Annotated in this window: 11 protein-coding genes and 1 pseudogene; 6 read left to right on the forward strand and 6 right to left on the reverse strand. The window is 73.7% G+C overall.

Annotated elements, in window-relative coordinates:
• Positions 1–28 precede the first annotated feature (28 nt).
• From EDD39_RS28255 to EDD39_RS28265, 3 genes are all read right to left on the reverse strand, one after another.
• Positions 29–832, reverse strand: coding sequence for an exodeoxyribonuclease III (locus EDD39_RS28255; RefSeq protein WP_123561489.1), 804 nt, complete (start codon positions 830–832; stop codon positions 29–31).
• Positions 833–944: 112 nt separating this feature from the next.
• On the reverse strand, positions 945–2,741 hold the full coding sequence (gene ggt, locus EDD39_RS28260) for a gamma-glutamyltransferase (RefSeq protein ID WP_123561491.1): 1,797 nt from the start codon (positions 2,739–2,741) through the stop codon (positions 945–947).
• Positions 2,742–3,266: 525 nt separating this feature from the next.
• Positions 3,267–4,319 (reverse strand): ROK family glucokinase, encoded by a 1,053-nt coding sequence (locus EDD39_RS28265; RefSeq protein WP_244257425.1) that lies wholly within the window; start codon positions 4,317–4,319, stop codon positions 3,267–3,269.
• A 279-nt stretch (positions 4,320–4,598) separates the two neighbouring features.
• Between EDD39_RS28265 and EDD39_RS28270 the strand changes: the two genes are divergently transcribed.
• Entirely contained in the window at positions 4,599–5,732 is a 1,134-nt protein-coding gene (locus EDD39_RS28270) for an alpha/beta hydrolase (RefSeq protein ID WP_123561495.1), read from the forward strand.
• Between the two features lie 67 nt (positions 5,733–5,799).
• On the opposite strand, the gene EDD39_RS28275 is transcribed toward EDD39_RS28270, so the two are convergent.
• A complete protein-coding gene (locus EDD39_RS28275) occupies positions 5,800–6,774 on the reverse strand; it encodes a glycoside hydrolase family 16 protein (protein WP_148089548.1) in 975 nt (324 codons plus the stop codon).
• 529 nt (positions 6,775–7,303) lie between these two features.
• Here EDD39_RS28275 and EDD39_RS28280 point away from each other — a divergent pair.
• The 4 genes and pseudogenes from EDD39_RS28280 to EDD39_RS41480 all read left to right on the forward strand — a co-directional run.
• Positions 7,304–7,687 (forward strand): hypothetical protein, encoded by a 384-nt coding sequence (locus EDD39_RS28280; protein ID WP_123561499.1) that lies wholly within the window; start codon positions 7,304–7,306, stop codon positions 7,685–7,687.
• 94 nt (positions 7,688–7,781) lie between these two features.
• Complete coding sequence (locus EDD39_RS28285; RefSeq protein WP_425269795.1) at positions 7,782–9,869, forward strand: bifunctional polysaccharide deacetylase/glycosyltransferase family 2 protein; 2,088 nt, start codon at positions 7,782–7,784, stop codon at positions 9,867–9,869.
• A gap of 1 nt (position 9,870) precedes the next feature.
• Complete coding sequence (locus EDD39_RS28290; RefSeq protein ID WP_244257330.1) at positions 9,871–11,220, forward strand: acyltransferase family protein; 1,350 nt, start codon at positions 9,871–9,873, stop codon at positions 11,218–11,220.
• 325 nt (positions 11,221–11,545) lie between these two features.
• Positions 11,546–11,764, forward strand: a pseudogene (locus tag EDD39_RS41480) (serine/threonine protein kinase); the annotation flags it as partial.
• A gap of 47 nt (positions 11,765–11,811) precedes the next feature.
• Here EDD39_RS41480 and EDD39_RS28300 read toward each other — a convergent pair.
• Positions 11,812–12,450, reverse strand: coding sequence for a TetR/AcrR family transcriptional regulator C-terminal domain-containing protein (locus EDD39_RS28300; RefSeq protein ID WP_123561504.1), 639 nt, complete (start codon positions 12,448–12,450; stop codon positions 11,812–11,814).
• A 100-nt stretch (positions 12,451–12,550) separates the two neighbouring features.
• Between EDD39_RS28300 and EDD39_RS28305 the strand changes: the two genes are divergently transcribed.
• A complete protein-coding gene (locus EDD39_RS28305) occupies positions 12,551–12,877 on the forward strand; it encodes a hypothetical protein (RefSeq protein WP_123561506.1) in 327 nt (108 codons plus the stop codon).
• A 97-nt stretch (positions 12,878–12,974) separates the two neighbouring features.
• Here the strand turns inward: EDD39_RS28305 and EDD39_RS28310 are convergent, their stop codons facing one another.
• Entirely contained in the window at positions 12,975–14,567 is a 1,593-nt protein-coding gene (locus EDD39_RS28310; RefSeq protein ID WP_123561508.1) for a PucR family transcriptional regulator, read from the reverse strand.
• Positions 14,568–14,727: the final 160 nt, after the last annotated feature.

Consider the following 14,727-nt stretch of genomic DNA (forward strand, 5'->3'; position numbering starts at 1 on the left):
CGGGGCGGGGCCGCCCCCTGACGGAACCTCAGAGGTCGAGGTCGACCACCACCGGGGCGTGGTCCGAGGTGCCCTTGCCCTTGCGGGCCTCGCGGTCGACGTAGGTGTCGGTGACGGCGTCCGCGAAGGGCTTGTTGGCGTACGTCAGGTCGATCCGCATGCCGCGGTTCTTCGGGAAGGCCAGCGCCCGGTAGTCCCAGAAGGTGTAGGGGCGGTCGTACTTGAGGGCGCGCGGGACGACGTCCTGCAGGCCGGCCTCCCGGAGGGCGGCGAGGGTGTCGCGCTCGGGGGCGGTGACGTGGGTGAGGCCCTCGAAGGCGGCGAGGTCGTAGACGTCCTCGTCGGTGGGGGCGACGTTGAAGTCGCCGAGCACCGCGAACGGGCGCTCCCCCGCCGCGTCCTGCCGGACGGCGTCGCGCAGCGCGGCCATCCACTCCAGCTTGTAGCGGTAGTGCGCGTGGCCGACCTCGCGGCCGTTGGGCACGTACACCGACCAGACCCTCACCGGGCCGCAGGTCGCGGCGACGGCGCGCGGCTCGACCACCGGCAGCAGCGCGTCCTCCGCGAGGTAGCCGGGCTGGCCGGGCAGGTCGCGGACCACGTCCTCCAGGCCGATCCGCGACAGCAGCGCCACGCCGTTCCACCGGCCGTCGCCGTGCGCGGCGGAGGCGTAGCCGAGCTCGGCGACCGCCTCGGCGGGGAACGCGTCGGCGGCGCACTTGAGCTCCTGCAGGCACAGCACGTCCGGCTGGGCGGACTCCAGCCACTCCAGCAGCTTGGGCAGCCGGGCGGTGACGGAGTTGATGTTCCAGGTGGCGATGCGGACGGTCACGGCGGCCTTCCCTCGGCGGTGCGGACGGACGGGGCCCCGGCGCGGGCCGGGCACCCCGTCCGAACATACCGTCCGGCGCCGACAGCACCCGGCAGCTGACGGCGGCTCAAGCTCAGCGGGCGGGGACGACCACCCCAGCCGCTCCGCCGCCGCGCCGGACCGGTTCGGCGGCGGCCAGCCAGCGGCCGTCCGGGAGCCGCTCGACGCCGGTGGCCGCGCCGATCTCCGGGGTGGCGGTGAACACGTGGCCGAGCGCCTGGAGCTTCGCCGCCTCGGGCGAGGCCAGGAAGGCGGGTTCGGCCTGGGTGGCGGCGGTGTTGCGCTGGCTGGCCCGGGGCGCGGCGATGGCCTGTTCCAGCGTCAGGCCGCGGTCGACCCGGCCGGTCAGCACCTGCAGCACGGTGGTGATGATGGTGGCGCCGCCGGGCGAGCCGAGCGCCAGGTAGGGCCGGCCGTCCTTGAGCACGATCGTCGGCGAGATCGAGGAGCGCGGCCGCTTCGCCGGGCCGGGCAGGTTCGGGTCGGGGACGCCGGGGGTGAGCGGCGCGAAGTCGAAGTCGGTGAGCTCGTTGTTGAGCAGGAAGCCGCGGCCGGGGACGGTGATGCCGCTGCCGCCGGTCTGCTCGATGGTCAGCGTGTAGGCGACCACGTTGCCCCAGCGGTCGGCGACGGTCAGGTGGGTGGTGCTCTGGCCCTCGTACGGCTCGGCGACGGCCGGGCCCGCGGCGGTGCAGGGCGCCGGGTGGTACGGGTCGCCGGGGGCGAGCGGGCTGGTCAGCGCGTGGTCGGGGTCGATCAGGCAGGCCCGGGCCTTCGCGTAGGCGGGGTCGAGCAGTCCGCGGGTCGGCACCTGGACGGCGCTCGGGTCGCCGACCCAGCGGTTGCGGTCGGCGAAGGCGATCCGGCTGGCCTCCAGGTACTGGTGGTCGTAGGCGGCCGGATCGGTGAGCCCGGCGGCGCCGTTGGCGGCCAGGACGTTCAGCGCCTCGCCGACGGTGGTCCCGCCGGAGGAGGACGGCGCGATGCCGTACACGTCCAGGCCCCGGTAGTTCACGTGGGTCGGGTCCTGGGCGCGGACCCGGTAGGCGGCCAGGTCGGCGGCGTCGACCTTCCCGGGGCGGGCGGTGCGGCCGGAGGCCGGGTCGACCGGCGGGTGCTGGAGGGTCCGGACGATGTCGGCGCCGATCGGGCCCCGGTACAGCGCGTCGGTGCCGCGGCGGCCCAGCTCCCGGTAGGTGGCGGCCAGGTCGGGGTTGCGCAGGGTCGAGCCGACGGCGGGCAGTTGGCCGTCCGGCAGGAACAGCGCGCGGGTGGCCGGGAAGTCCTGGAACCGGGCCCGGTTGGCGGCGGTCTGGTCCTGGAAGGTCCGGTCGACGGTGAAGCCGCGGTCGGCGATCCGCTCGGCCGGCTTGAGCACGTCCGCCAGGCTGCGGCTGCCCCAGCGGCGCAGCGCCTGCTCCCAGGTCGCGGCGGTGCCGGGCACCCCGACGGACAGGCCGCTGGTGACGGCGTCGTCGAAGGCCAGCGGCTTGCCGCCCTCCAGGAACAGCGAACTGTCCGCGCCGCGCGAGGCGGTCTCCCGCCCGTCCAGGGTCTCGACCCGGCCGGTGCGGGCGTCGTAGTGGACGAAGTACCCGCCGCCGCCGATGCCCGCCGAATAGGGCTCGGTGACGCCCAGCGCGGCGGCGGTGGCCACCGCGGCGTCCACCGCGTTGCCGCCGCGCCGCAGCACCTCCAGCCCGGCGGCGGTCGCGTCGGCGTCCACGCTGGCCACCGCCCCGCCCCAACCGGTGGCCACCGGCTGCTTGCCCGGCGGAGCCTGCCCGGCCTGCGCGGGCGCGGTGCCCGCCAGCAGGCCGGCGGCGGTGACGAGCGCGAAGGCGGGGACGAAACGGGCGAGCACTCCCATGTGCGACCTCCCGGGGGACGGCATCGGTCCCCCGTTCTCCCACACCTGCCGCGCACCCGACAACCCGCTGTTCGGCCAACCGGAGCCGTTTCACCAAGAGTTGACACCACGTCAACACGACCCCGGCCGAACGGAGCACAGAGAAGGAGGGACCTGTGGAAGCGACGGAGTCCGGGCGGCAACCAGGCGAACCGCCGCCGCCGGAGGCCACCGGGCCGGGGACAGGGGCCGACGCGGTGGCCTCCGGCGGCGCGAGAGCGAGCAGGAAGCCCACACAGCACCGCGCAGCGGGCAGGGCGCCCCGGGCCCCGCAGCCGCTGTTGCGGCGGAGGCGGCCGGGGACAGGGGCCGACGCGGCGGCCTCCGGCGGCGCGAGAGCGAGCAAGAAGCCCACACAGCACCGCGCAGCGGCACAGCACCGCGCAGCGGGCACAACACCGCACAGCGGCAAAGCCCCGCGCAGCGGGCGGGGCGCCCCGGCTCCGTGGCTGCTGTTGCGGCGGAGGCGGCCGGGGTGCGGTGGGGTCAGGGGGTGACGCGGTGGCGTTTGACGGTGCGGAAGCGGCGGGCGACCTGGCGGGCCAGGTCGGCGGCGCCGACCAGGCCGGCCTCGTTGCCGAGGGCGGCGTGCACGATCTCGGCCTCGGGGCGGAAGCCGCGGCCGGTGAGGGTGCGGCGGAAGGCGTCGCGGGCGGGGGCGAGCAGCAGGTCGCCGGCCTCGCTGACGCCGCCGCCGATGACGAAGCGGCCGGGGTCGAGCGCGGCGGCCAGGTTGGCGATGCCGACGCCGAGCCAGCGGCCGACCTCGTAGAGGAGTTCGACGGCGACGGCGTCGCCGTCCCGGGCGGCTTCGGTGACCAGCGGGCCGGTGATGCCCAGCGGGGTGCCGCCGGCCCGGGCGAGCAGCGGCTGGACGACCGGGGACTCCTCGGCGGCGAGTTCGCGGGCCTCGCGGACCAGCGCGTTGCCGGAGGAGTACTGCTCCCAGCAGCCGCGGTTGCCGCACGGGCAGCGGTGGCCGCCGGGGACCACCTGCATGTGGCCGAACTCGCCCGCCAGGCCGTGCTTGCCCCGGTCGACCCGGCCGTCGCGGACCACGGCGCCGCCGATCCCGGTGCCGAGGGTGATCATCACCATGTGGTCCTCGTCCCGGCCGGCACCGAAGCGCCACTCGGCCCAGGCGGCGGCGTTGGCGTCGTTCTCGACCACCACCGGGAAGCGCAGCCGGGAGCTGAGTGCCTGCTGCAGGGGCTCGCCGCGCCAGTTCAGGTGCGGGGCGAAGAGCACGGTGGAGCGCTCGGCGTCGACCCAGCCGGCCGCGCCGACGCCGACCGCGTGCACGTCGTGCTTGTCGGCGAGTTGGAGGACCAGGTCGACGATGACGTCCTCGACCACCTTGGGGCTCTTGCTCTTGTCGGGGGTCTCGGTGCGCAGCCGGTCCACGACGTTGCCCTCGCCGTCGACGACGCCCGCGACCACTTTGGTGCCGCCGATGTCCACGCCGACGGTGGGGAGCCGGAGCAGCCCGGCGGGCAGGGTCCGGCGACGGCGTTCGGCGCGGGGGCCGAGGCCCAGCAGGTTGGGCAGGACGGGGCGGACGGGGCCGTTGGCGCGGGTCACGGAACGAATGCTCCTTGATTGGGTAAAGGTTGCGGTCCGGTGGCGGAGGGCTGTGGACGAACTGGCAGACTGAGCGCAGAACGCACAGCGGATTCTCACGAAAACGTGATGTTCCTCTCAGGTTTTCGCGAGTGTCGACAGCAACTGATCGCTTGCATGACGCAGTCTGACAAGTGTGATGCGTGAACCGGGGGACCGTGCCCCGGACGGCCGGACGACCCGATTCGAGAGACCCCGATGCAGCTGACAGGCACCCCGTTCCTCCTCCTCACGATCGTGCTGGTGCCGATCTCGATCACGGTGGCCCTGCTGCTGTGGGGGCGGGTGCGGGGTCCGCGGCCCGTCCAGGCGCTGTCCAGGATCGTGATGCTGCTCTTCTGCCAGCTCACCGCCGTCATGATGGTCTTCGTCATGGTGAACAACGCCAACCTGATCTACGGCAGCTGGGACGACCTGCTGGGCACCGGCAACCACGTCCGCGCGGTGCCGAACGTGCAGGCGCAGGCCGACGGCGGGGCGGCGGGCACGCCGGGCAACGACGCCCAGCGGCCCAAGGTGATCCAGCAGTTCAAGCCGGTCGGCGACCCGAAGGTGCCGAACGACGTGCAGACCACCGACCTCAAGGGCCAGGTGTCCGGCGTGGACGGCGAGGTGCTGGTCTGGCTGCCGCCGCAGTACAACGACCCGGCGTACAAGGACAAGACCTTCCCGGTGGTGGAGCTGCTGCCGGGCTGGCCGGGCTCCTCGAAGACCTGGTTCGGCACCCTGAAGGTCTCCGAGCAGTTGAAGCCGATGATGCAGAGCGGGCAGGTCTCCCCGTTCATCCTGGTCTCGCCGCGCACCAACCTGCTGGGCGACAACACCGACACCGGCTGCGCGGACGTCCCGGGCAAGGTCAACGCGGACACCTGGCTGTCGCGGGACGTGCCGCAGATGGTGCTGGACAACTTCCGCGTCGACCCGGCCGCCGGCCGCTGGGCGGTGGCCGGCTACTCGGCGGGCGCGCACTGCGCGGCCAAGCTCGCCCTGGAGCACCCGGACCGCTACCGGGCCGGGGTCAGCCTGTCCGGGTACAACGACCCGGGCATCGAGGACAAGTCGCTGACCGCCAAGGACCCGCACCTGCGCGAGGTCTCCAACCCGCTGAACATCCTGAAGTCCGCCAAGACCCCGCCGAAGACCGCGCTGTACGTCAGCGGCAACAAGGGCGACGGCCTGGAGGCGGGCGAGGCGCTGAAGGCGGCCGCCAAGGCCCCGACCACGGTGACCGTGCAGGAGACCGCCGGCGCGCACAGCAGCGACGTCTGGAAGCCGATGGTCCCGGGCGTGTTCACCTGGCTGACCTCGGTCATCCCGGCCGCCGGGCGCTGACCGCGGACGCGACGAGGGGGGTGCGGGCCCGCGGCCCGCACCCCCCTCGTCGCGTCCTGACGGGCGGTCAGGACTTCGGCAGCGTGTTGACGTAGCCGGTGCCCGCGGCGTAGAAGCCGTCGACGGCCTTCTGCACGTCGGCCTGCGAGACGGCCTGGTCGGCCTTGTAGTAGAACCAGTTGACCTTCATGTCCCAGCTGCGCTGCCCGGCGATCGAGGGCATCAGGTCGATGAACCAGTTGCTGAAGTGGATGTCCATCTTCTCGCGCGGCACGTACTTGCCGGTGCTGGTGAACAGGTCCTTGCCGTCCAGCGAGTAGGTGACCTTGCCGTCCATCGCGGTGATCATCATCAGGTGCCAGCCGCCGAGGTTCTTCTTCAGCGCGTGGGTGACCCGGTCCGGCGGGTCGGACTTGAACCAGCTGGTGGTGTCCAGCTGCGGGCCCACCGAGCCCCAGCCGCCGTTGGGCATGTACTCGTAGTCGAGTTCGCTGTAGTTCGCCGAGGAGTCCTCGGGGGAGATCGGGAAGAAGGTCTGCACGACGTGGTCGCCGGTGCGGCCGGCGGCGGGCTTGTCGGCGAGGTAGACCCGGGCGGCGAAGGTGCCGTTGAACAGGTTGTTGCCGGTGCTGTGCACCTCGACCTGCTTGGTGCCCTGCTTGGTGCCGTCGGTGGACGAGCTCAGCTTGAGCACCCGGCCGCCCTGGGCGTCGGCGTCCTCGGGGAAGGCGGCGCCGGTGGTGGACCAGCTGTCCTTGATGCCCGGGCCGCCCGCGCCGTCCCGGACCGCCCAGCCGTGGGCGGCCAGTTCGGGGTCGTCGGCGCCGGTGTAGTGGAAGGTGTCGAACATCGTGCCGGGCGGGCCGGTCGGCGTCGGGGAGGGCGACGCGGCGGCGGCGCCGGAGGCGGACTTCCCGCCCGCGGCGGCCCGGGGGCCGTCGGGGGCCGGGCTGCTGGAGCAGGCGGCGAGCACGCACACCAGGGCCGGCAGCGCGAGCACCCTCCACGCGCGGGAACGGGGGACGCGGCGGGGCTGGCTCACACGGGCTCCTTGGGCGTGGCGGCGGGCCGGTGGCGGAACGTCCGGGGCGCCCGCTGCGCGGGGGGCCGGACGACCGATCATACGAAGCGGTCATCCTAACGGGGCGCGCAAGGGCGCCTCCCCGGGCGGGGGCCCGGTCCTGACGGACATGAGCCAAGGTCACCGCTCCGTACACGCTTGTGCACGGCGCCAGTGCAACGGTCATCTCGATCCGATTACAACACCGCGTCAGATCGCACCAAATCAGGACATCGGTTTCTATTCGGTTCGGACCGGTGGACTAGCGTTCGGCCTACGCTCCCGCGTCCTCCGTCACCCTGCACTGAAAGGGGCCCCGCAAGGTGCGCCCTGCCACGACCCCTCCCCCCGGACCCGGACCGGCGTACCCGGCGGAGCCCGCCGTGCCCGACGACCGGTTCGAGAGGTACCGGGACTTCCTGGAGCCCCACGGCCCCGGGAGTTCGAGGACTCCGAGGACCCCGAGGACTTCGGGGACCCCGAGGACTTCGGGGAACCGCCGCCCGAGCCGGTGTTCGTCGACCAGTCCGGCCTGCGCGGCCGGCTGCTGCGCGGAATGGGCTGGCCGGTCTCGCTGGTGGGCGCGGTCCTGGCGGTCGCCATGGGCGGCAGCCTGATCGGCATGCAGGCCGACGCCCCGCCGCTGGTGATCCCCCCGCAGCCCGCCCAGTCGCCGGCCGCGCAGGCCCCGGTGTCGCCCTCCCCCGCCGCGTCGCCGACGGCCGCCGGGTCGCCCTCGCCCTCGGCGACCTCCTCCCGGACGGCCGTGCGCCCCAGCGGCACCCCGTCGAAGCCGACCGGCACCAAGACCACCGGTACCAAGGCCACCGGCGCGAAGTCCACCGCCGGGCAGCACGGGTCGACGCCGACCGGCACGTCGCCCAAGCAGCCCTGACCGTCCGCACCGCCCATCTCCAGGAGCGCCCTTGTCCCGCCACCAGCGCCGCCGGCAGTCCCTGCTCAGGCCGCGCCGACTGGCCGCGCCGCCGCTGCGGTTCTTCATGCCGCTGTCCCTGCTGGCGTGCCTGCTCGTGCTCCTCGTGCTGCGCGGCCTGGCCACCAACGAGGTGTTCCACGACACCCGGATCGCGCAGTCCGTCGACAAGACCACCGTGCCCGAGGACCTGCTCAAGGGCGGCCCGGTGATCGACGCGCGCGACAAGAAGGCGGAGCCGGTCAGCTACCGGATCCCGGACAAGACCGTGGTGCTGAGCTTCGACGACGGCCCCTCCCCGGAGTGGACCCCGAAGATCCTCAAGGTGCTGGAGGACCACCAGATCCGGGCCGACTTCTTCGTCACCGGCTCGATGACCACCCGCAACCCCGACCTGATCCGGAAGATCGTCGCGGACGGCCACGAGATCGGCCTGCACACCTTCACCCACCCCGACCTGGCCTACCAGTCGCACGCCCGGATCAGCTGGGAGCTGGCGCAGACCCAGCTCGCGCTGGCCGGCGTCGCGGGCGTGCACAGCTCGCTGTTCCGGCCGCCGTACTCCTCCGACGCCTCCGCGATGGACGACTGGAACTACCCGGTCATCAAGTACGTGGGCTCGCACGGCTACCTGACCGCGTTCATCGACCGCGACACCGACGACTGGAAGCGCCCCGGCGTCGAGGAGATCGTCAAGGCGGCGCTGCCCGCCAAGCCCGGCGCGGGCGAGCTGATCCTGCTGCACGACGCGGGCGGCGACCGCTCGGAGACCGTCGAGGCGCTCGAGCAGATCATCGTCAAGCTGCAGGGCGAGGGCTACCGGTTCACCACCATCTCCGACGCGCTCGGCGCGCCCAGCGCCATGGTGCCGGTGCACGGCTACCAGCTGTGGGCGGGCAAGGTGTTCATCTGGGCCAGCAAGGTCGCGGTGGTCACCCTGCCGGTGCTGGTCGCCCTGCTGGCGCTGGTCGGCTTCCTCAACTTCGGCCGGTTCGCGCTGATGGTCGTCCTGGCGCCGGTGCACGCCCGCCGCTCCAGGAAGCAGGGCGCCTGGGGCGAGCCGGTCACCGAGCCGGTCACCGTGCTGGTCCCGGCCTACAACGAGCGCGAGTGCATCGCCAACACCCTCAACTCGCTGGCCGCCAGCGACTACCCGATCGAAGTGATCGTCATCGACGACGGCTCCACGGACGGCACCGCGGACATCGTCGAGGAGATGGACCTGCCGTTCGTCCGGCTGATCCGCAAGGTCAACGGCGGCAAGCCGAGCGCGCTGAACGCCGGCGTCGCGGCCGCCGCCCACGACATCGTGGTGATGATGGACGGCGACACCGTCTTCGAGCCGTCCACCGTGCGCGAGCTGGTGCAGCCCTTCGCCGACCCGAAGATCGGCGCGGTCGCGGGCAACGCCAAGGTCGGCAACCGGGACAGCCTGATCGGCGCCTGGCAGCACATCGAGTACGTGCTGGGCCACAACCTGGACCGCCGGATGTACGACGTGCTCAACGTCATCCCGACCATCCCCGGCGCGGTCGGCGCCTTCCGCCGGGAGGCGCTGCGGGAGGTCGGCGGGATGAGCGACGACACCCTCGCCGAGGACACCGACATCACCATGGCGGTGCTCAGCGCGGGCTGGCGGATCGTCTACGCCGAGCGCGCCCGCGCCTGGACCGAGGCGCCCGCCAGCCTCCAGCAGCTGTGGTCGCAGCGCTACCGCTGGAGCTACGGCTCCATGCAGGCGATGTGGAAGCACCGCCGGGCGGTGACCGCCCGCGGCCCGGCCGGCCGGTTCGGCCGGATCGGCCTGCCGCTGGTGGTGATGTTCGGCGTGGTCGCCCCGCTGCTGGCCCCGCTGGTCGACCTGTTCCTGCTGTACGGGGTGCTGTTCGGCGACACCCCGATCACCCTGGCCAGCTGGGGCGGCTTCATCCTGCTCCAGTCGGCGCTGTCCTGGTACGCCTTCCGGCTCGACCGGGAGAAGCCCTGGCACCTGATCAGCCTGCCGCTGCAGCAGGTGGTCTACCGGCAGTTGATGTACATCGTCCTGTTGCAGTCCACGATCACCGCGTTCACCGGTGGCCGGCTGCGCTGGCAGAAGCTCCGGCGCACCGGCGAGGTCGCCGCCGCACCGGTGGAGGGCTGACATGACTTCACCCGTCGGGCGGCGCGGGGTCCACCAGGACACCGTCCCGCTGCGCATCCCCGCCGGCTTCGGGCGCGACGGGGAAACCCCCGGGCAGCCCGAGGGCTCCTTCGGGCGCCACGAGGACACCATGGCGCTGCGCATCCCCGAGCAGGTGCGCCGCCAGCTGGAGGAGGCCGCCGAGCCCGCGCCGCCGGTCCGCAAGGGCGGCCGGGACCGCTACCTGGACCTGCTGCGCGCGCTGGCGCTGGTCCGGGTGGTGCTCTACCACAACTTCGGCTGGTTCTGGCTGCCGCTGCTGTTCCCGTCGATGGGCGTGATGTTCGCGCTGGCGGGCTCGCTGATGGCCCGTTCGCTGAAACGCCCCGCGCTCGGCGTGGTCCGCGGCCGGCTGCGCCGCCTGCTGCCGCCGATGTGGCTGTTCGGCGGCATCGTGGTGGCCCTCCAGGTGGTCGACGGCGGCGGCCCCGGCGCCGACGGCCACCCCACCTGGTGGTGGGCCAAGCTGTCGTTCTGGCTGCTGCCGCTGAGCACACCCCCGTACGCCGAGGACGGGCTGCACGGCCTGGGCGGCCACCTCGAGTCCGGCTGGGCCACCCAGCTGGTGGTGCCGCTGTGGTACCTGCGGGCCTACCTCTGGTACGTGCTGCTCTCGCCGCTGCTGCTGCGGATGCTGCGCCGATTCCCGGTGGCCACGCTGTGCTTCCCGCTGGCGATGGTGATCGTGATGAACGGGGTCTTCGCCGACCAGGAGTTCGTCTACCACCGGGTCTGGGAGACCGCCAACGACTTCGCCACCTTCGGCTCCTGCTGGATCCTCGGCATGGCCCACCAGGAGGGGCTGCTGAAGAAGCTCCCGCAGTACGTCCTGCCGTCGATCGCGCCGCTGGTGATGGTCGCCGGGTTCTGGTACCTGCAGACCCGGCCGGTCGACCCGACCCAGCCCACCGACATCGAGGCGTGGCCGATCGCCCAGGCGGTGTGGTCGCTCGGCTTCGTGGCCCTGCTGCTGCACGTCAGCCCGTCGTGGGAGCGCTGGCCCGCCCCGCTGGAACGCTGGAACGGCCTGGTCAGCCTGCTCAACTCGCGCGCCGTCAGCGTCTACCTGTGGCACGTGACCGCGCTGGTGGCCGCCGTCCCGGTGATCGACCGGCTGTGGGACGTCGACTTCTTCTACCAGCACCTGCGCTGGCTGCTCACCAGCCAGTGGTTCACCCTGCTGGTCGGCCTGCCGCTGCTGCTCCTGCTGGTGCTGGCCTTCGGCTGGGTCGAGGACGTGGCCGCCAAGCGCTCGCCGCGGCTGCTGCCCTACCCGCGCCGCCCGCGCGGCAAGCGCCGGGGCGCCGCCTGACCCGCCCCCACCCGCCCGCAGGGGCCCGGCCGCCCGGCCGGGCCCCTGCGGCGTTCCTCCGCCAGGCGGTCGGGCCTTCGCGGGGCGGTTCGCGGGCCGCCCGGTAGTCGGCGGCGGCGGTGCGGGCGTCGTGCACGGCGGACGTCCTCCGGTCGGTGGGGAGCGGGAAGGGGCTCAGGCGGCGGTCGGCAGCACCAGCTCCCAGGTGTCGACGGCGCGCGGCCGCGGCCCCGGCCAACGGGCAGCACGCCGGTGTTGGACGCCCAGGTGGTGCCGGGCGGTCGCGCACCAGCCCGTAGCCGACCGGCTGGCCCTCGTCCTGCACACCCGCACCGGCATGCTGATCGGCTCCCCCGGCTTCATGCCCCCGGAGCAGGTCCGGGGCCTCGAACCCACCGCCGCCAGCGACGTGTTCCGCCCCGGCGCGGTCCTGGTGTACGCCGCCACCGGGCGGCTGCTGTTCGGCGCCGCGGACTCCAACCTGAACGCCCACCTGTTCCGGGTCGCCGAGGAGGAGCCCGAGCCCGCACGACGCCCCGGCGGCCCCCGCCCCGCACCCCTGACCCCACCCGCCCTCCCGGCCCCGGACGCTCACCCGCCGGGCCGCTCCAGCAGGGCCGCGTAGCCGTTGACGATGATCTCCAGGGTGCGGTGGTGGCGGCGGTCGAAGTCGAGGCCGGCGCCGGTGGCGAGGGCCCGGGCGAAGTGCGGGTGCGCCTGGGGGTCGAGGGCGGGTGGGGTCTCGGGGGCGTCGCCGAGTTCGGCCAGGGTGTGGCCGATGGTGAAGGTCATCGCGGCGTTGAGGACGTCCATCGCCAGGTCGAGCGGCACGCCGGCAGCCCGCAGCCGGGCCAGGGCGTGCTCGAACACCCCGATCGCGGCGGGTGAGTTGACGGGCCGGACGGCGATCACCGGCAGCATGCCGGGGTGCCGGTGCAGCACCGCGCGCAGCGTGTCGGCGGCGGTGCGGACGGTCTGCGTCCAGGGCTCGCCGTCGGCGTAGCGGGCCTCGGCGTCGACCTGGAGCAGCAGTCGTTCGACCATGCCGTCGAGCAGGGCGGCCTTGCTGGGCACGTAGTGGTAGAGCGTCATGCCCTCGACGCCGAGTTCCGCGCCGAGGCGGCGGGTGGAGAGGGCCTCCGCGCCGTGCCGGTCGACGAACTCAACGGCGGCGTCGAGGACCTTCTCCCTGGTCAGTCCAGAGCGGGGGCGGGAGCGCCGGTCGGCCATGCGGGTTCCTCCTTGACTTCTCTTGCAGTGCAAGGCAATCTATCGCCATCGCGGTTCTTACACCGTAAGAATCCATCGGAACCACGAGGAGGAACCCGCCGTGAAGCTCATCGCCGTCATGGTCCGCACGCTCAACGCAGGCGTCGACTACCAGGAGTTCCGCCGCGCCTGGGCTCCCGACGAGGTCGTCCCGGACGACCCGCGGGTGGTGCTGAGCGCGCTCAACCTGGAGGACCCGCAGGAGCTGTGCACTGTCGCGGTCATCGAGGACGTCGAGCCCGCGGACATCCCGGTCTGGATGGAGCGCCTCGCCCCGATCGAGGAGCGCCGCTACCAGCGGATCCGGCACCTGGTCAGCGAGCCCCGGCTGAACGCCGTCTACCGCGTGGTCGCCGAGGACGCCCTCGCCCACCCGGTCGCCGCCTGAACGGAAAACTCGTCGACGCCGCGCCAGGCCCTCTCGTTCGGATCTTGTCGGATCAGCGCGCGTCGTCGGGCTCCCGGCAAGATCCGAACGAGAGGGCCTAGGCGAGTTCCAGGGCCAGGTAGAAGTCGACCCGGTCCTCCAGCCGGGACAGGTCGCGGCCGGTGAGCTCCTCGATCCGGCCGATCCGGTAGCGCAGCGTGTTGACGTGGACGTGCAGCTGGGCGGCGCAGCGGGTCCAGGAGCCGTCGGAGCGCAGGAAGGCCTCCAGGGTGCGGACCAGGTCGGCCTGGTGCTCGAGGTCGTAGGCGATGACCTTGTCCAGCAGGCGGCTGCGGAAGGCGCGGCGGACCTCGTCGGGGACGGCGGCCAGCAGCAGGACGTGCGAGGCGAGCTCCTCGGGGCCGGCGACGCAGATCCGGCCGACCCGGGCGGCGGCGATCCGGCGGGCGTGCCGGGCCTCTTCGAGGGCGCCGCGCAGGCCGCCGGACTCGGCGGCGGGGGCGCAGACGCCGACGGTGATCCGGCCCTCGGAGCCGAGGCCGGCCTCCAGCGGGGCGAGCAGGGCGCGGACCGCGTCGGCGGGGACGGCGGTGTCCAGGGCGGGCAGGACGACGACGGCGCCGGTGGGGCCGAGGGCGGCGACCAGGGCCCGGTCGGTGGCGGCGGCCAGCGCCTCCTCGAGGACCGGGCGCAGCGCGCCGTCGGGCAGGCCGGTGGCGTCGGCGGAGAGCACCAGCCACTGGGGCTGGTCGCCGGAGGTCTCGGTGGAGCCCTCGTAGCGGGCGGCCATGGTGGTGGACGCCTGGAGGGCGCGGCCGATCTCGGCGGGGTCGGCGTCGCGCTGGAGCAGGGCGAGGACCTCGTCGGCGATCCGGCGGCGCAGCCGGCGGCCCTCGTCGCGGCGGGTGCGTTCGGCGGCGACCAGCCGGGCCAGGTTCTCGGCGAGCTGCTGGCGCTTGGGGGTCCACTCGGTGACGTCGCCGGCGACGGCGAGGATCCAGTCGGCGAGCGGGGCCTCGTCGGTGGGGTCGGCGGCGGCGGGCAGCAGCGAGTAGGTGCCGGTGGCGAGGCGGACCCGGTGCGGGGGGCGGCGGCGCTGGCGCTGGGCGGCGAGGTGGGCGCGGACGAGCTGGTCGCGGTCGGCGGGCGACAGGTGGTCGGCGGGCCCGGCGACGACGCGCCCGGTGGGGGTGAGGACCCAGCAGTCGAGGTCGAGGTCACCGCCGAGCAGGTCGAGGACGGCGTCCAGGCCGCCGGCTCCGGCGGCGGAGACCAGCAGGCGGTGCCGGTCGACCAGGGCGGCGAGGTCGGCGGCCCGGTCGGCGGAGACCTGGCGGCCGACGTACTCGGTGACGGCGCCGAAGGCGACGTCGTCGGGGACGGCGAGCAGCGGCAGGCGGTGGCGGCGGCAGGCGGCGGCGAGGTCGTCGGGGACGGGTCCGACCTCGACCTCGCCGGCGCCGAGGGCGGCGGCGCCGGCCGCGACGATGGTGCGCACGAAGCGTTCGGAGTCGGCGGGGGCGGTGCGCCAGAGCATGCCGGTGAGGACGAGCTCGCCGCCGTGCAGGTAGCGCCCCGGGTCCTGGAGGTCGGTGGTCATCACTCCGGTGACCTGCCGGTCGAGCTCGTCCTCGCCGGCGAGCAGGCGCAGCCGGGGGGCGCCGGGGGCGAGCAGGTCGCGGACGCGCATGGGCGCCCTCCTTGGTCTGTGAGGGTGGGAACGGAGGGTTGGAACGGCCCAGTGTGCACGAGCTGAGCTGGAGGATCGTCCACCTTAGAGGAACGTACAGGACGGCGCGGTGGGCCACCGCCGGGCCTCATGCCATCGGTGACTGCCAGTGGCCCCCGTC

The sequence above is a fragment of the Kitasatospora cineracea genome, from assembly GCF_003751605.1.
In the GTDB taxonomy this organism is placed as follows: domain Bacteria; phylum Actinomycetota; class Actinomycetes; order Streptomycetales; family Streptomycetaceae; genus Kitasatospora; species Kitasatospora cineracea.